This window comes from uncultured Bradyrhizobium sp. (assembly GCF_947648125.1).
Taxonomy (GTDB): Bacteria; Pseudomonadota; Alphaproteobacteria; order Rhizobiales; family Xanthobacteraceae; genus Bradyrhizobium.
In genome coordinates this window covers 293318-309836 of record NZ_CANSMR010000003.1, presented here as the reverse complement: position 1 = coordinate 309836, position 16519 = coordinate 293318, and the positions used below count along the sequence as shown (strand labels likewise).

19 protein-coding genes are annotated in these 16519 nt (G+C 65.6%); 14 read left to right on the top strand and 5 right to left on the bottom strand.

Going from position 1 to position 16519, the window contains the following annotated elements; all coding sequences use genetic code 11:
• Window positions 1-24: 24 nt before the first annotated feature.
• From Q0030_RS08425 to Q0030_RS08415, 3 genes are read right to left on the bottom strand one after another with little or no spacing between them, the layout of a single operon-like run.
• The gene (locus Q0030_RS08425) at window positions 25-768 is read right to left on the bottom strand and encodes a DUF1045 domain-containing protein (RefSeq protein ID WP_298365326.1); all 744 of its coding nucleotides are present in this window, start codon (window positions 766-768) and stop codon (window positions 25-27) included.
• A 20-nt stretch (window positions 769-788) separates the two neighbouring features.
• Window positions 789-1961 carry an alpha-D-ribose 1-methylphosphonate 5-triphosphate diphosphatase gene (locus Q0030_RS08420; protein ID WP_298365324.1) on the bottom strand — a complete coding sequence of 391 codons (1173 nt, stop codon included), beginning with the start codon at window positions 1959-1961 and terminating at the stop codon, window positions 789-791.
• Window positions 1958-2623 (bottom strand): chloramphenicol acetyltransferase, encoded by a 666-nt coding sequence (locus tag Q0030_RS08415; RefSeq protein WP_298365321.1) that lies wholly within the window; start codon window positions 2621-2623, stop codon window positions 1958-1960. The genes Q0030_RS08420 and Q0030_RS08415 overlap by 4 nt, the downstream gene beginning before the upstream one ends.
• 199 nt (window positions 2624-2822) lie before the next feature.
• Between Q0030_RS08415 and phnC the strand changes: the two genes are divergently transcribed.
• The 4 genes from phnC to phnE (Q0030_RS08395) all read left to right on the top strand — a co-directional run bounded on the left by phnC (window position 2823) and on the right by phnE (Q0030_RS08395) (window position 6454).
• Window positions 2823-3638 carry a phosphonate ABC transporter ATP-binding protein gene (gene phnC / locus Q0030_RS08410; RefSeq protein ID WP_298365319.1) on the top strand — a complete coding sequence of 272 codons (816 nt, stop codon included), beginning with the start codon at window positions 2823-2825 and terminating at the stop codon, window positions 3636-3638.
• Window positions 3639-3713: 75 nt separating this feature from the next.
• A complete protein-coding gene (gene phnD, locus Q0030_RS08405) occupies window positions 3714-4643 on the top strand; it encodes a phosphonate ABC transporter substrate-binding protein (protein ID WP_298365317.1) in 930 nt (309 codons plus the stop codon).
• An 81-nt stretch (window positions 4644-4724) separates the two neighbouring features.
• Window positions 4725-5609, top strand: a complete 885-nt coding sequence (gene phnE, locus Q0030_RS08400; RefSeq protein ID WP_298365315.1) for a phosphonate ABC transporter, permease protein PhnE — start codon at window positions 4725-4727, stop codon at window positions 5607-5609.
• Window positions 5606-6454, top strand: a complete 849-nt coding sequence (gene phnE / locus Q0030_RS08395) for a phosphonate ABC transporter, permease protein PhnE (RefSeq protein ID WP_298365311.1) — start codon at window positions 5606-5608, stop codon at window positions 6452-6454. Before phnE (Q0030_RS08400) ends, phnE (Q0030_RS08395) begins: the two co-directional genes overlap by 4 nt.
• Window positions 6455-6492: 38 nt before the next feature.
• Here phnE (Q0030_RS08395) and phnF read toward each other — a convergent pair whose 3' ends face one another.
• Complete coding sequence (gene phnF, locus Q0030_RS08390) at window positions 6493-7218, bottom strand: phosphonate metabolism transcriptional regulator PhnF (protein WP_298365309.1); 726 nt, start codon at window positions 7216-7218, stop codon at window positions 6493-6495.
• A 104-nt stretch (window positions 7219-7322) separates the two neighbouring features.
• Between phnF and phnG the strand changes: the two genes are divergently transcribed.
• From phnG to Q0030_RS08345, 9 genes are all read left to right on the top strand, one after another.
• Window positions 7323-7796 (top strand): phosphonate C-P lyase system protein PhnG, encoded by a 474-nt coding sequence (gene phnG, locus Q0030_RS08385; RefSeq protein WP_298365307.1) that lies wholly within the window; start codon window positions 7323-7325, stop codon window positions 7794-7796.
• 4 nt (window positions 7797-7800) lie between these two features.
• Window positions 7801-8409 (top strand): phosphonate C-P lyase system protein PhnH, encoded by a 609-nt coding sequence (phnH, locus tag Q0030_RS08380; protein WP_298365305.1) that lies wholly within the window; start codon window positions 7801-7803, stop codon window positions 8407-8409.
• 3 nt (window positions 8410-8412) lie between these two features.
• On the top strand, window positions 8413-9516 hold the full coding sequence (locus Q0030_RS08375) for a carbon-phosphorus lyase complex subunit PhnI (RefSeq protein ID WP_298365303.1): 1104 nt from the start codon (window positions 8413-8415) through the stop codon (window positions 9514-9516).
• Complete coding sequence (locus Q0030_RS08370) at window positions 9513-10397, top strand: alpha-D-ribose 1-methylphosphonate 5-phosphate C-P-lyase PhnJ (RefSeq protein ID WP_298365301.1); 885 nt, start codon at window positions 9513-9515, stop codon at window positions 10395-10397. Before Q0030_RS08375 ends, Q0030_RS08370 begins: the two co-directional genes overlap by 4 nt.
• Entirely contained in the window at window positions 10390-11187 is a 798-nt protein-coding gene (phnK, locus tag Q0030_RS08365) for a phosphonate C-P lyase system protein PhnK (protein ID WP_298365299.1), read from the top strand. Before Q0030_RS08370 ends, phnK begins: the two co-directional genes overlap by 8 nt.
• Window positions 11188-11195: 8 nt before the next feature.
• Window positions 11196-11894: a phosphonate C-P lyase system protein PhnL gene (gene phnL / locus Q0030_RS08360; protein WP_198964452.1), complete on the top strand. Its 699-nt coding sequence runs from the start codon at window positions 11196-11198 to the stop codon at window positions 11892-11894.
• Between the two features lie 13 nt (window positions 11895-11907).
• Entirely contained in the window at window positions 11908-13062 is a 1155-nt protein-coding gene (locus Q0030_RS08355) for an alpha-D-ribose 1-methylphosphonate 5-triphosphate diphosphatase (RefSeq protein WP_298365295.1), read from the top strand.
• Window positions 13059-13655, top strand: a complete 597-nt coding sequence (gene phnN / locus Q0030_RS08350; RefSeq protein WP_298365293.1) for a phosphonate metabolism protein/1,5-bisphosphokinase (PRPP-forming) PhnN — start codon at window positions 13059-13061, stop codon at window positions 13653-13655. The genes Q0030_RS08355 and phnN overlap by 4 nt, the downstream gene beginning before the upstream one ends.
• 75 nt (window positions 13656-13730) lie before the next feature.
• Window positions 13731-14342, top strand: a complete 612-nt coding sequence (locus Q0030_RS08345; RefSeq protein ID WP_298365291.1) for a pyridoxamine 5'-phosphate oxidase family protein — start codon at window positions 13731-13733, stop codon at window positions 14340-14342.
• Between the two features lie 121 nt (window positions 14343-14463).
• Here Q0030_RS08345 and Q0030_RS08340 read toward each other — a convergent pair whose 3' ends face one another.
• Complete coding sequence (locus tag Q0030_RS08340) at window positions 14464-15063, bottom strand: TetR/AcrR family transcriptional regulator (protein WP_298365289.1); 600 nt, start codon at window positions 15061-15063, stop codon at window positions 14464-14466.
• A 204-nt stretch (window positions 15064-15267) separates the two neighbouring features.
• Between Q0030_RS08340 and Q0030_RS08335 the strand changes: the two genes are divergently transcribed.
• Window positions 15268-16509 carry an efflux RND transporter periplasmic adaptor subunit gene (locus Q0030_RS08335; RefSeq protein ID WP_298365287.1) on the top strand — a complete coding sequence of 414 codons (1242 nt, stop codon included), beginning with the start codon at window positions 15268-15270 and terminating at the stop codon, window positions 16507-16509.
• The last annotated feature ends 10 nt before the right edge of the window (window positions 16510-16519 follow it).

The window sequence follows — 16519 nt, the reverse complement described above, 5'->3', positions numbered from 1 at the left end:
GATTCAATCAGTACCGAAGCTCCCTTATTTTGACGCGTTTTCTTCACGCGAACCGGTGTCCACTTCGCTCGAAAACGCTCTCGCTCGCAACGGCCAGCTGCCGATGATACGGAAGCGGGATGCGCTGTCGGCTTGCTTGAACAGCGCGATGCGGTCGATCGCCAGCCGCGCAAGCTCGATCGCCGCGAACCGCTCGCGCAGCCGCGCCATGATCGGGCCGCGCCGCTCGTCGCTCAATCGCCCGGTCAGCGTCATGTGGAAGCGGAATTCCTCCATGACGTAAGGGTAGCCCCAGCGGTCGAGATAGTCGCGCTGCCGCTCCGTGAGCTGTTCGGGTTTGCGCCGCGCGCGATCTTGCGGCGTCAGCGGCGCACGGAACGTGTCGAACGCGGTGACGCAGTCGGCGGCGAGCTGTTGCAGATCATCCGAGCGGCTGGCCGGGATTACGGCGATGAAGCCGCTGATGGAATCGACGACAGGTTCGATCACCGGAATGCGCCGCGCGCGGCCGGCGAAGGCAGCGCAGGCGTCGAGCAGCTCGGACTCGCTCCTGCCATTGGCGAGCGCGGTCGGCGCCTTCAGCGTGGCGTGAAAGCCGTATTTGCGCGGATCCTCCGTCACCTCGCGCCAGTCGGGCGCAACGCCACCGGGAAACGGCAGATCGTCGCCCGACACGGCATCGTAGCCGAGCAGTGTCGAACCGAAGTGGTGCAGGACGCTGTCGGGTGACGGCGCATAATAGATTGCGTAGCGTGGAGTGTTGGCCATGGCAGCAGAACAGGTCCTGACTATGCTGCCGCAACCGTCTTGCGCGGTGCGAGCGAATGAACGAGGCAGCTCGCGTCCGCCAGATGCACCAGCCGTCCGGCTGATATCACGGCGACGATGCGCGGCCGCAGCGGCACCTTGTCGTCGACGACAATGATGTCGGCGCGGCGGCCCGCGGCGATCATGCCGCGATCGGCAAGCCCTGCCGCGCGTGCCGGCGCCGACGAGATCAGATCCCAGGCTTTGGTGAGCGGCAGGATCCCATCGGCGGCGAGGCGGAATGCCGCGAGCAGTTGCGCCGGATAATAGTAGTCCGACGCCAGCACCGAGCAGAGGCCCTGTGCGATCATGTCGGATGCCTTGGTCCAGCCGGTGTGGCTGCCGCCGCGCACCACGTTGGGCGCGCCGAACACGATGAAGTCGCCGGCGGCAGCGGCATCGCGCGCGGTCTCTTCATTGACCGGGAATTCTGCAATCGTGGCACCAAGCGCGCGAAACTCCTGGCGCATCGCCGGGCTGTTGTCGTCATGCGAGAGCATCCGAATGTTTGCCGCACGTGCAGCGGCAGCCAGCCGCGCGATCGACGCCGGCACCTCGGGACGGCGCGCCACGATCCGATCGAGCATGTCGTTGACGGCCTCGAGCGACAGCCCGGTGCGTTCGGCCAGCTGGTTGCGCTTCTTCGGCTTGACGTTGCTGTGGTCGTTGAAGGCGAACAGGTCGATGCGGCCTTCCGTGAGCCATTGAATGATTTCGGCCTCGGCCTCGAGATTGTGGGTCTCGTGACGCAGGTGGAAGCGCGTATCGGCGGCGAGCTGCGGCCGCAGCGCCTCGATCGCATCGAGCAGCTTGCGGGCATTCTCCGCGCTGCGCAGACCAGGCTCCCACGACCAGGTCGTCCCATGGAACACGGTGGTGATGCCGTTGGCGATCGCCTGCCGGTCGCTGTCGATCAGCGCCACGTCGGTCGGGAAATCGACGCCGGGGCGCGGCATCATCTGCCGCTCGAACGCATCGCCGTGCAGATCGATGATGCCGGGCAGCACCAGCAGGCCGCAGGCATTGATGTGGAGCGCGGCGCGGCCCTGTTCGGCGTCGACTGCACCAATGTCGCGGCCTGAGGTCCGCAGCGAGGTCTCGATCAGTGCACCGTCAGCCAGCGTGCGTCCGCCCTCGATGAAAATGTCCGTCACGATGCCGCGCTCCGTTGCTTGTTCTGTGATTGGGATACGGCCTCGGCCTCATACTTGTCGAGAAATTCCTCGACCGCGAGCTTACGGAAGTCGGGTAGCACACGACGAAGTGTTTCGTGATCCCAGTCCCACCACGCGAGCGATGTGAGGCGATCCGCTGTTGTCTCGGAGAAGCGCCGCTTCACCGGCCGCGCCGGATTACCGGCAACGATGGTGTAGGCGGGCACATCCTTGGTCACGATCGCGCCGGCGGCGACGACGGCGCCGGTTCCGATGTTCCGGCCCGGCAGCAGGATCGCACCATGACCGATCCAGACGTCATGGCCGATATGCACGTGATGCGCACGTCGCCAGTTGAAGAAGTCGGTGTCGTCGCTCTCGCCGGGAAAATAGGCGCTGGCGCGGTAGGTGAAATGCGCCTGCGTCGCGCGATGCATCGGGTGGTTGCCGGGATTGATGCGGGTCATCGCCGCGATCGAGCAGAACTTGCCGATCGAGGTGTAGGTGATCTGGCTGTCGTTCACGACATAGGAATAGTCATCCATGCTGACTTCAAGCAGGATCGTGCGCGCGCCGACCTCGGTATATTTGCCGAGCTTGCTCTCGCGCACCGACGCAGTCGGGTCGATCGTCGGCACAACCGAGAGTGTTTTTCCGGCCATCGGGGCCTCCGCAAATCTTTGGCTTCCGGGGGATGCGCGCTCGTCATCGGGACGCTTGATGACAACATCATGACGCTGCGATGACGGCAAGGGAACGGCAAGGGACAGTGTGGACGATCGCCGCACTGCAACGTCACGTCACATAACTGTTAAACACCGGGGATAGCGATGGCTCAACGCGACGCGGTTGGAGCATTACATGCTGGTGGTGGAAGGTTTGACGTGCCGGTTCGGCACAAAAGCCGCAGTCGACAATGCATCCTTTTCGATCGCGCCGGGCAGCTTTGTCGGCGTGATCGGCCGCTCCGGTGCCGGCAAGTCGACCTTGCTGCGGATGATCAACCGTCTCGCCGATCCGACCTCCGGCCGTATCCTGTTTGAAGGGACCGATGTGACCGCGCTGCGCGGCAAGGCGCTGCGGCAGTGGCGGGCGCGCTCGGCAATGATCTTCCAGCAATTCAATCTGGTCGGCCGTCTCGATGTGCTGACCAACGTGCTGATGGGCCGGCTGGCGCAGATCCCGTCATGGCGCTCGCTGGCGCAGGTCTGGCCGGAGCAGGACAGGGCGCTCGCGCTGTCGGCGCTCGAGCAGTTCGACATCGCCCAGCTCGCGGCGCAGCGCGCCGACCAGCTCTCCGGCGGCCAGCAGCAGCGGGTCGCGATTGCCCGCGCGCTGGTGCAGGAGCCCGACATCATTCTTGCCGACGAGCCGATCGCCTCGCTTGATCCGCGCAACACCAAGATCGTGATGGATGCGCTGCTGCGCATCAACAAGCATTTCGGCATCACGGTGCTCTGCAACCTGCACTCCCTCGACCTCGCGCGAACATATTGCGATCGCCTGGTCGGCATGGCTGCGGGCCGCGTGGTGTTCGACGGCGCCCCGGCGGCGCTGACCGACCATATTGCCCGCGAGCTCTATGACCTCGAGGCCAATGACGTCATGGGCGCGGCACCGCTGCCCGTTCCCGATGGCGCAGCTGCTCCGGCGCTCGGCACCGCTGCCGCGGCCTGAGCGGCGCATTTTCGAAAAACAGGGCAACCGGGCATTTCGCCCGGCCAACAGGCGTAACTACCAAAGAGGGGTAACATGATCACTCGTCGCATCATTCTGGCCGGCGCCGCCGCGCTGGCGTTCGCAGGATCGGCTTCGGCCGAGGACTGGAAGGCCAAGTATCCGGAAATCACCTTCGCGGTGATCCCCGCCGAAAACGGCTCCGGCGTCACCGAGCGCTACGGTCCGCTCACCGAGTATCTGTCCAAAGAACTCGGCATCAAGGTGACCCTACGCGTTGCCAACGACTACGCGGCCGTCATCGAGGGCCAGCGCGCCGGTAACATCCACATCGGCTACTACGGCCCGGCGTCGTTCGCCCGCGCCCGTCTCACCGGCGTCAAGACCGACGCGTTCGTGATCGACGTCAATGCCGACGGTTCGAAGGGCTACTATTCGGTGTTCTACGTGCTCGCCAAGAGCCCGTACCAGAAGGTCGAAGACCTCAAGGGCAAGAATATCGGCCTGGTCGATCCCAACTCGACCTCCGGCAACAACATGCCGCGCTTCAAGCTGAACCAGATGGGGATCGATCCGGAGACCTATTTCTCCAAGGTGGTCTTCACCGGCAGCCACGAGAACGCCGTGCTGGCGCTGGCGCAGGGCACCGTCGATGTCGCCGCCAACTGGTGGAATGCCGACGACGATTCCAACCTGACCCGCATGCTCGCCAAGAACATGGTGAAGTCGAGCGACGGCACGCCGCTGAAGAAGGAGGACTTCCGCATCATCGTGAAGTCCGACCTGATCATCAACTCGCCCTACGCCTATCTCGAGAGCCTTCCCGACGACATGAAGGCGAAGATCAAGCAGGCCTTCCTCGACATGCCGAAGAAGGATCCGGAAGCCTTCAAGAAGCTGTCCGACGGCAAGAACCTGCCGTGGCAGCCGGTCACCAACGCCGACTACGACAAGACCATCGAGTTGATCAAGTTCGTCGACGCCCTGCGCAAGAAGGCGTCCTGATCGCACATCGCCGCTGAATCGGGCCGGGTTTCGACAACCCGGCCCTTTTCGTTCATCCCTCGAGCAGACTGGCCCGCATCGATGGCGACCGCCATTTCCATCCTTCCAGCGCAGCAACTGGCGACGCTGAACGATGCCTATCGCAAGGCGGTCGCGCGCAAGCGGCTGAAGGCGACGGTCGCGGCTGCGGTATTCTGCGCGGCGCTGTTTATCGCGGCGCTCGGCGCCGATGTGAACCTGCACACGTTCTTCACCTATTTCGGCAACTTCGTCAGCTATTTCGACCGCATCCTGACGTTGGATTCCGGTGCGCGGGTCTGGACCGATCCGGTGGAATGGTTCTGGGGCCTGAAGAAATGGCTGCGGCTGCTCGGTGAGACCCTGCTGATCAGCTATGTCGGCACCCTGACCGGTGCTGTGCTCGCCTTTGCACTGAATTTCCTTGCCGCCCAGAACACCTCGCCGGGACCGTGGGTGCGCTTCATCATCCGTCGCCTGCTCGAATTCGCCCGCACCGTGCCGGGCATCGTGTTCGCGCTGATCTTCGTGATCGCGTTCGGCCTCGGGCCGATGGCCGGTGTGCTGGCGATCGCGATCCACACCACCGGAGCGCTCGGCAAGCTGTTCGCCGAGATCGTCGAGAATGCCGACATGAAGCCGGTCGAGGGCATCCGCTCCACCGGCGCGAGTTGGCTGTCCTGCATGCGCTTTGCCATCCTGCCGCAGGTCTCGGCGGGCTACGCCAGCTACGCGCTGCTGCGCTTCGAGATCAATGTCCGCGAGGCCTCGGTAATGGGCTTCGTCGGTGCCGGCGGCATCGGGCAGGAGCTCGTGGTCGCGATCCGCAAGTTCTACTATTCCGACGTCAGCGCCATCCTCGTCACAATCATCGTCACCGTCTTCATTATCGACATCTCGACCGGCTGGCTGCGCGCCCGGCTGTTCGGCAAGGAGACCCGGCGATGAGCCAGCTGCCGAAGCCGGATACCGCGGAACTGCGTGCGAAGTACCCCGGCGTGTTCGAACGCCCGGCGTCGGCACGGCTGGCGCTGCCGGCCATGATCGCTGTGGCGCTTGCAATCTTCGTCTACGGCCTGGTCGATCTCGACTTCTCGCCGACGAAGCTGATCTCAGGGATGAGCCAGCTCGGCTGGATCACCATGATGATGATCCCGCCGAATCCCGGCTCGTCGTTCCCGCTTTACATGCAGGCGCTCGGCGAAACGCTGTCGATCGCGCTGCTCGGCACCACGCTTGCGGCGCTGCTGGCGCTGCCGGTCAGCCTGCTGGCGGCGCGCAACATCATCCCGTCGAACCTGATCCGCTTTCCGGTGCGCCGCTTCCTGGATTCGATCCGCGGCGTCGATACGCTGATCTGGGCGCTGGTCTGGATCAATGTCGTCGGCCTCGGGCCATTCGCCGGCGTGCTGGCGATCATGGTCTCCGACTTCGGCGCGTTCGGAAAGCTGTTCTCGGAGGCGATCGAGGCCGCGGATCGCAAGCAGGTCGAGGGCATCCGCGCCTCCGGCGGCAACGCGCTGCATGAAATCCGCTTCGGCCTGCTGCCGCAGGTCTTGCCCGTGATCGCCGGCCAGGTGCTCTATTTCATCGAGTCGAACACCCGTTCGGCCACCATCATCGGCATCGTCGGCGCCGGCGGCATCGGGCTACAGCTCGCCGAGCAGATCCGTGTGCTGGAATGGCAGAAGGTGTCGTTCCTGATCCTGATGATCCTGATCGCGGTCGCCGCGATCGATTTCATCTCGAGCAAGCTCCGCTTTGCAATCATCGGGCAAAGGGCAGTGGCGTAGTTTTTTCTTCGCCTCTCCCCGCGTGCGGGGAGGAAGAGTCAGCCGTTCTCGACCAGAAACTCCACGCGCTCGGCGGCGAAGCGCGAGCGCTTGGTCACCAGCGGGCGGTCCAGCATGTCGACGTCGGTCGCGTCGACCACCAGCACCGGCCGGCCCAGCGGCAGATCGAGCCGTGCGGCGTCGGTCGCATCGGCGATCGCCGCGGTGATCCGGGTCGATGCGCGGCGGTAATCCTTGACGCCGTAATGCCCGAGCAGCTTCGTCATCGAACGAACGTCGGCAAACACGCTGCCGGCATCGGGAAACCGCTCGGCCGACAGCCAGGTGGTCGAAACGCAGATCGGCGTCCGGTCGGCGAGCCGCACCGCTTCGATCCGGATCAGCGGCGCGCCAATCTTCAAACCCAGCTCGCGCGCGATCTCGCGATTGGCAACATCGCTGCCTGCATCGATCAGCTGGCCGCGCGGCTCATGGCCGCCGGCGCCGACGATCTCGGAGAATCGCGTGCGTGAGCGCAGCGGATAGGCAAGGCGCTGGGCTTCGACATAGGTGCCGCTACCGCGCTCGGCGCGCACCAGGCCGCGCTCGGCGAGTGCGGCGAGCGCCCGCCGCACGGTGTGGCGGTTGACCCGGTAAGTCTCGGCGATCTCCATCTCGCCCGGCAGCTTTTCGCCTGCAGCGAAGCGGCCGTCGGCGATGCCGCGCTCGATGCCGTCAGCGACCTGCCGCCACAAGGCGACGCCGGAACTTTCCTGCATGCTCATGGCGCGGTGATACCAGAAATCTTCGGTTTGTCACGAAACAGTCATGGCGCTCGGCTATCAAGTTGTCTATTATCATAGACAACTTGATGCAAGCAAGGTTGCTCATGAGTTCGACCATCAGTACGACCGGACCAGACAGCAAACAGGGCCAGCGCAAGGCCGCGATGACGGTGCTGGCGCACTCCGCCGCGGCCGACATCGCAGGCCGGCTGGCCGCGATCGCAGTGCCCGCGCATGAGAACCTGCGCGAGCCGGAGAACGGCCTCGTGATGATGCGCGGGCGGATCGGCGGTGACGGTGCGCCGTTCAATCTCGGCGAGGCGACGGTGTCGCGCGCGGCGGTGCGGCTTGCGACCGGCGAGGTCGGCTTCGGCTACACGCTCGGCCGCGATGCGCACAAGGCGCAGATGATCGCGCTGTGCGACGCCATGGTGCAGTCGGCGGAGTTGTCCGGCGAGGTGGAGGCCAAGGTGATCGCGCCGCTGCGTGTCGCGATGAATGCCGAACGCGCCCGCAAGGCCGCGGAGACCGCGGCAACGCGGGTTGATTTCTACACGATGGTGCGCGGTGAGGGATGATGCAATGACGACGATTGCCGAAATGCCCGCAGGGTTTGCCGACAAGGTGCTGTCGGCGCAGTCCACGTTCCGCTCCGTGATGGATGCGATGGCGCGCCCGGGCAGCGTGCAGCGCGTCGCCGCTGATGTCGGAACGCCCGCCGGCATGATGCGCGGCTCGGCCGCGATCGCGCTGACGCTGTTCGATCACGACACGCCGATCTGGCTCGACGCCGCGATGTCGGCGACGCCGGATGTCGCTCGCTGGCTGAAGTTTCACGCCAGCGCGCCGGTGGTTACGGATTCCTCGATCGCAAGCTTCGCGCTGATCGGCGATGCGGCGAACCTGCCGGCGCTCGAGCGTTTCGCGTTCGGCAGCAGCGAATATCCTGACCGGTCGACCACGCTGATCCTGCAGGTCGACAGCCTGACGCAAGGACCGGCCTTCGAGCTGAAGGGGCCCGGCATCGACGGCAGCGCACTGTTGCAGGCGATGATCAAGCCGCGCGACCTGTTCCAGCGGCTGTCGATCAATGAAGCGCTGTTCCCGCGCGGCATCGACGTCGTGCTGGTCCATGACGACAAGATTGTCGCGATCCCGCGCACCACGCGGCTGATGGCAAGCGGAGTGTGAGCGATGTATGTAGCCGTCAAGGGAGGCGAGCGCGCCATCGAGAACGCTCATCGGCTGCTGGCGCATGAGCGGCGCGGCGATCGCGATGTGCCCGAGGTGACGCTGGCGCAGATCTCCGAGCAGCTCGCGCTCGGCGTCGACCGCGTGATGACCGAAGGCTCGCTCTACGACCGCGAGCTCGCGGCGCTCGCGATCAAGCAGGCGCGCGGCGACATGATCGAGGCGATCTTCCTGGTTCGCGCCTTCCGCGCGACGCTGCCGCGTTTCGGCGCCACCGAGCCGGTCAACACCGGCGAGATGCAGGTGCGGCGGCGCATCTCCTCGACCTTCAAGGACGTTCCGGGCGGCCAGATCCTGGGGCCGACCTTCGATTACACCCATCGTCTGCTCGACCCGCAGCTTGCTGAAGGCTTTGTGCCGGAACAGCCGATGACCGCGGAAGCCTCGCAGGCGTCAACGCCGCGGGTCACCGACATCCTTGGCCGCGACGGCTTGATCGAAACGTCGCCGCAGGCCGATAGCGACGCGGCGGTCGGCGACCTCACGCGCGAGCCGCTGAGCTTCCCGGCCGATCGCGATCTGCGGCTGCAGAATCTGGCGCGCGGCGACGAGGGCTTCCTGCTCGCACTCGGCTATTCGACGCAGCGCGGCTACGGCCGCAACCATCCCTTCGCCGGCGAGATCCGCTTCGGCGAGGTCGAGGTCGAATTCTCGGCCGAGGACGTCGGCTTCGCGGTGCCGCTCGGTTCGATCGAACTGACCGAGTGTCAGATGGTCAACCAGTTCAAGGGCTCGACGACCGAGGCGCCGTGCTTCACCCGCGGCTACGGCCTCGCCTTCGGCCAGAGCGAGCGCAAGACCATGTCGATGGCGCTGGTCGATCGCGCGCTGCGCGCACGCGAGCTCGGCGAGGAGGCGGGGGCGCCGGCGCAGGATGAGGAATTCGTGATGTCGCACTCCGACAATGTGCAGTCGACCGGCTTCGTCGAGCATCTCAAGCTGCCGCACTACGTCGACTTCCAGTCCGAGCTCGGCCTGCTGCGCAAGCTGCGGCAGGAGTTCGCGGAAGCCAACGCGGCCGTGGAAATGCAGGAGGCCGCGGAATGAACGCGCCGACATACAATTTCGCCTATCTCGACGAGCAGACCAAGCGGATGATCCGCCGCGCGATCCTGAAGGCGATTGCGATCCCCGGCTATCAGGTGCCGTTCGCCAGTCGCGAGATGCCGATGCCCTATGGCTGGGGCACTGGCGGCGTGCAGGTGACGGCGGCGATCCTCGGGCCCGATGACGTGCTGAAGGTGATCGACCAGGGTTCGGACGACACCACCAACGCGATCTCGATCCGCAAATTCTTCGGCAAGACCGCGGGGGTCGCGACCACGACCTCGACCACGGACGCGACCGTGATCCAGACCCGGCATCGCATTCCCGAAGCGTCGCTGCACGCCGGGCAGGTGCTGGTCTATCAGGTGCCGATCCCCGAACCGCTGCGCTTCCTGGAGCCGCGCGAGACCGAGACGCGACGCATGCACGCGCTCGCCGAATACGGGCTGATGCACGTCAAGCTCTACGAGGATATCGCGCGCTTCGGCCACATCGCGACCGCCTACGCCTACCCGGTGAAGGTGAATGCGCGCTACGTGATGGACCCGTCGCCGACCCCGAAATTCGACAATCCGAAGATGGACAATTGCGCGGCGCTGCAGCTGTTCGGCGCCGGCCGCGAGAAGCGCATCTACGCGATCCCGCCCTACACCACCGTGGTCTCGCTGGATTTCGAGGATCACCCGTTCACGCGCTACCGCTTCGACGCGCCCTGCGCGCTGTGCGGCGCCGATAATTCCTATCTCGACGAGATCGTCACCGACGACAAGGGCGGGCGGATGTTCGTCTGCTCCGATACCGACTTCTGCGAGCAGCGCCAGGCGGCCGGCTATTTCGGCACCGAGAGCGCGGCGCCGCACAAGGAGAAGGCGCATGTCTGAGCTCGTCGGCCTCGACAACGATCAGCCGCTGCTGGTGGCCGAGGGGCTTGCCAAGAACTACGGCCGGCTCCCGGCCTGCCGCGACGTCTCGTTCGCGCTCTATCCCGGTGAGGTGCTGGCGATCGTCGGCGAGTCCGGGTCGGGCAAGTCGACGCTGCTGCAACTGCTTTCCGCGCAGCTCGCGCCGAGCGCGGGACGGGTGTCCTACCGGATGCGCGACGGCGTGCTGCGCGATCTCGCCGAACTCGGCGAAGCGGAGCGTCGCTTCCTGTTCCGCACCGACTGGGGTTTTGTGCATCAGGACCCGGCGCAGGGATTGCGCATGGGCGTCTCGGCCGGCGCCAATGTCGGCGAGCGGCTGATGGCGGTCGGCTGGAATCACTACGGCCGAATCCGCGACACCGCATCGACCTGGCTCGATCGGGTCGAGATCGATGTCGGCCGCATCGACGATGCGCCGAAGACCTATTCCGGCGGCATGCGGCAGCGGCTGCAGATCGCGCGCAACCTCGTCACCGAGCCGCGGCTGGTGTTCATGGACGAGCCGACCGGCGGCCTCGACGTCTCGGTGCAGGCGCGCCTGCTCGACCTGATGCGCAACCTCGTCAGCGAGCTCGGCCTTGCCGCCATCGTCGTGACCCACGATCTCGCGGTCGCGCGCCTGCTGTCGCATCGCGTGATGGTGATGAAGGGCGGCCGCGTCATCGAGACCGGTCTTACCGACCAGGTGCTCGACGATCCCCGCGAGCCCTATACCCAGCTGCTCGTTTCCTCGATACTGCCGCCATGAGCTTGCCAATGACCGCGATGATCGAACTTGCCAACGCCGAGAAGACCTTCACCATGCATCTGCAAGGCGGCGTCGAGCTGCCCGTGGTGCGCGGCGTCTCGTTCCACGCCGATCCGGGCGAATGCGTGGTGCTGTCGGGCCCGTCGGGCGCCGGCAAATCCTCGATCCTGAAGATGATCTTCGGCAATTATCGCTGCGACAGCGGCCGGATCGGAATCCGCCATCGCGGCAAGGTTGTTGACCTCGCGACCGCCGAGCCGCGCCAGGTGCTGAGCATCCGCCGCTCGACGATCGGCTATGTCAGCCAGTTCCTGCGCGCGGTGCCGCGGGTGGCGACGATCGACGTCGTCGCCGAGCCGTTGATCGTCAACGGCGTGGCGCGCGAGGAAGCCCGCGAACGCGCCGGGAGACTGTTGCGCCGACTCAACATCCCGGAGCGGCTGTGGACCTTGCCGCCCTCGACCTTCTCCGGCGGCGAGCAGCAGCGCGTCAACATTGCGCGCGGCTTCATCTCGGACCTGCCGATCCTGCTGCTGGACGAGCCGACCGCTTCGCTCGATGCGGCGAATCGCGCAGTGGTGGTCGAACTGATTGCGGAGAAAAAGACCAAGGGCGTCGCGATGGTCGCGATTGTCCATGACGACGAAATCCGCCATCTGATTGCCGACCGTATCGTGGACGTGACTTCGTTCGCGGCTGCTGCCTGAAGGACTGTTTGAAATGACTGCGAAGCAAGACACCATCATCGGCAACGCCCGGCTGGTCCTCGCCGATCGCGTGATCGAGCAGGGCTGGGTCGCGATCGCTGATGGCAAGATCGCCGAGTTCGGCGAGGGCAGGGCGCCCGAAGCGGCGGAGGACGCCGGCGGTGATCTGTTGATGCCCGGCCTGATCGAGCTGCACACCGACCATCTCGAGATGCACTACGTGCCGCGGCCGAAGGTGTTCTGGAATCCGGTCGCTGCCGTGATCTCCTATGACGGGCAGCTCGCGACCTCGGGCATCACCACGGTGCTGGATTCGCTGCGGGTCTGGCGCGAGGACGGTGCCGAGGACGTCGACGGCCGTGCCGGCGTGCTGGCGGCGGCGATCTCGGCCGCGCGCGAGGAGAATCTGCTGCGCGCCGATCACTTCCTGCATCTGCGCTGCGAAGTGCCGATGCCGGATGTCGTCGCAGAGGCCAAGGAGCTGATCGACCGGCCGGACGTGCGGCTGATGTCGCTGATGGATCATACGCCGGGCCAGCGCCAGTTCCGCGACGAGGTGAAGCTGCGCGATTACTACCGCGGTAAGGGCGGCGGCATGACCGACGCCCAGCTCGACGTGCTGTTCGCCCGGCGTTTCGCCTATCAGAAGGAATATGCGGTGGCGAACACCCGCGCGATCGTCGCGCTGGCGCATGAGTACAGGATACCGCTGGCGAGCCACGACGACACCACGGATGAGAACGTGCTCGACGCCGTCAATGACAAGGTCGCGGTCGCGGAATTTCCGACCACGATGGAAGCCGCGCGCGGTCTGCACGCCGCCGGCATCGACATCCTGATGGGCGCGCCGAACGTGGTGCGCGGCGGCTCGCACTCTGGCAATATCGCCGCCGTCGATCTCGCCAATGAGGGCATGCTCGATATCCTGTCGTCGGACTACATCCCCTCCAGCCTGCTGATGGCGGCACTGCAACTGCCGCGGCATGTGCCGGCAATCGATCTCGCCTCCGCCGTGCGCACAGTGACCAAGACGCCGGCCGAGGCGGTCGGGCTAACCGATCGCGGCGAGATCGCGGTCGGCAGGCGCGCGGATCTGATCCGCGTGCATGTCGCGCGCGATCTGCCTGTGGTGCGCAGCGTCTGGCGCGAAGGAGCCAGGGTCGCATGAGCGAAGTCCCTGCCGTCGCCGCGCAACACGCCAGCACGATCGGTCCCGGCCGGTTGATCCTGGTGGTCGGTCCGAGCGGCGCCGGCAAGGACACGCTGCTGGGGCTGGCGAAGGCGGCCTGCACCGGCGATCATAGCATCGTGTTTCCCCGTCGCCTGATCACTCGCCAGGCCTCGTCGTCGGAGGACAATGAGGAGGTCAGCGCGGACGCCTTCCAGCGTGCGGTCGCCGCCGGCGACTACGCCATGCACTGGGAAGCTCACGGCCATCGTTATGCGCTGTCGCGGGCGATCAACGACGAAATCAGTGCCGGGCGCACCGTGATCGCAAATGTCTCCCGCACGGTGATCGCAGCCGCCCGCCGCAACTACGCCAATGCCGTGGTTGTCTCGATTACGGCGCCGCCGGATGTGCTCGCAGCGCGGCTCGCGATGCGGGCACGCAGCAGCGACGGGCTGCTCGCGCAGCGGCTGGCCCGCACCGTCGACGAAAGCACGTCGACGCCCGATTTCACCATCGTCAATTCCGGCACCGCCGAATATCACGCGCGACAGCTTGTCCGCATCATCAAGGGCGAGCGCTGGGACGACTAGAGCGTTTTCGAGCGAAGTGGATACCGGTTCGCGTGAAGAAAACGCGTCAAGAAAGAAGCGAGGAGAACAGCACGAATGTCGGTGATTTCCACGATCGAGCAGCTTGAGGCGATCTACGGCTTTCCGAACGACGCGTCGACCGTGAAGGTCGCCGATCACGTGACGCCGCTCTATCGTGTGCTCATCGAGAAGTCGCCGTTCGTGTCGCTTGCGACCTCAGGGCCCGAGGGACTCGATTGCTCGCCGCGCGGCGACCTGCCGGGCTTCGTGCGCATCCATGATGCGAAAACGCTGATGATGCCGGATCGCCGCGGCAACAATCGCTGCGATTCGCTGCGCAACATCGTGCGCGATCCTCGCGTCGGGCTGCTGTTCCTGATCCCGGGCTCGGGAAGCACGCTGCGCGTCAACGGCCGCGCCTATGTCTCGGCCGAGCCGGAGCTGCTCGCCTCCTTCAAGATGGAAGGCAAGGCCCCGCGCACGGTGATCGTGATGAATGTGGACGAGATCTACTTCCAGTGCGCCCGCGCGATCGTGCGCTCCGACCTCTGGAACCCGGACAAGCGGGTGGATCCAAAAGCTTTGCCGACGCCGGGCCAGATCCTCGCTGAGATGAGTGAGCACACGGTCGGCGGCGAGAAATACGATCGCGAATGGCCGGAGCGCGCGCGCCAGACGATGTGGTGATTCGGCCGGGCGATTGTCGAGCCCTTGCCGCCGTCATTGCGAGCGAAGCGAAGCAATCCACTATCACCGCACGAACGGAGGCATGGATTGCTTCGTCGCTTCGCTCCTCGCAATGACGGGGCTATGCCTTCGCCTGCTCATCGAACGCCTTCAGCGAGACCGCAGCGATCTCGCGCAGCGCGTTGCGGTCGGCGCCCGAGGAGGCCATCACGCACATGCCCGACGTGACCGCAGAGAGATAGCGGGCAAGCATGGCCGGATCGGCATTTTCGCCCAGGTCGCGTTCGCCCTTGGCGCGGACAAAGCGTTCGCGCAACTGGTCTTCGGTGCGGGTGCGGCGCGCCGCCAGTTCGAATGGAACATTTTCCGAGCCGGTGCCGCAGGCAAGGCCGCCCTGGACCAGCAGGCAACCGGGCGGGTTGGCGGGATCGGTCTGGGCGTCCGCGTGCTCCATCAGGAATCGTTCGGCCACCTCTCGCGCGGTCGAGGCGCCCACAACCTTTTCCATCCAGGCGTCGCGCCTTTCGGTGTAGCGGTCGAGCGCGGCCTTCAGCAGGCCTTCCTTGCTGCCGAAGGCGGCGTAGAGGCTGGGCGGATTGATGCTCATGGCCTCGGTGAGCTGCGCGATCGTCGTGCCCTCGTAACCGTGGCGCCAGAACACGTCCATGGCCCGGTCCAAAGCGGCGTCCGCGTCGAAGGCGCGGGGGCGTCCCATTCCCATTTTTCGTTACTCCGTAAGCCGGGTGCCGTTTCTCTGACGGATTGTCCCTAGCTTATCCTCTTGTTGCACGTGATGTTTTTCCGCGACTTCCCATTTCCCCACGAATGAGATAATAAATTCATAGTGCTCGATACATAAGTATCTTGCGGACCGGCGTCCAGCTCCACATCTGTAGTGAACACTACAGATATCTGGAGCGCGTGAATGCCCTCGTCAACCCAAAATCCCCGTTCCGGCCGTTTCCGACGCGTCGTCGGCGGCGTCGTGATCCTCGGCGCCGTCGCGGTGGCCGGTTCGATCGCGACCGGCCACTATTTCCACGCTGCGCAGGCGACCGCGGCCGCCGCCCCTGAACCGGCGGTGCCGGTGACCGTCGCCGTGATCCAGCCGCGGCCGACCACCTTGTTCGATGACTTCTCGGGCCGGCTCGAGGCCGTCGACCGCGTCCAGCTGCGGCCGCGGGTGGCGGGCGCGATCCTGGCGACGAATTTCACCGAGGGCGCGCTGGTGAAGTCCGGCGACATCCTGTTCAAGATCGACCCCGCGCCTTACGCGGCCGAGGTCGACCGGGCCCAGGCGCAGCTCGAGGCAGCCAAGGCTCGCGTGGTGTTCACCACGAGTGAAGTCGAGCGCGGCGCCCAGCTGGTCGGCAACAACATCGTGACCAAGCGCGATTTCGACCAGCGCGACAACGCCAATCGCGAGGCGATCGCCAACGTCAAGGCCGCCGAAGCCGCGTTGCAGACCGCAAAGCTCAACCTCGACTACACCGAGGTCCGCGCACCGGTCGACGGCCGGGTCGGCCGGATCGAGGTCACCGTCGGCAATCTCGTCGCGGCAGGGACATCCTCGCCGGTCCTGACTTCGCTGGTCTCGATCAATCCGATCTATGCGAGCTTCGATGCCGATGAGGAGGTCGTGCTGCGCGCGCTGAATTCGATCGCGGACGCCTCCGGCAAGCGCGGCAACCTCGATCAGATCCCGGTCGACATGGTGACGTCGGGCGGCCTCAGCGCCAAGGGGCACATCCAGCTGATCGACAACCAGGTCAACGGGCAGAGCGGCACGATCCGCGTCCGCGCCGTGTTCAAGAACGAAGACGGCCGGTTGATCCCGGGACAGTTCGCCCGCGTGCGCATGGGCCAGCCCAAGCAGCAGACGCTGGTGCTGATCGACGAGCGCGCCGTCGGTACCGACCAGGACAAGAAGTTCGTCATGCTGGTCGGCGACGACAGCCGCGCCGTCTATCGCTCCGTTACGCTTGGCGGCGCTGTCGATGGCCTGCGGATCGTCACCGCCGGCCTGAAGTCTGGCGACCGCATCGTCGTCAACGGCCTGCAGCGCGTGCGTCCCGGCGCACTTCTGAAGATGGAAGTCGCCGAGATGGGCGCGCGCGGCATGCAACAGGCATCCACTGAAACCAACCAGCACGTCGTGCAGCGCTAGGCGCTGCACG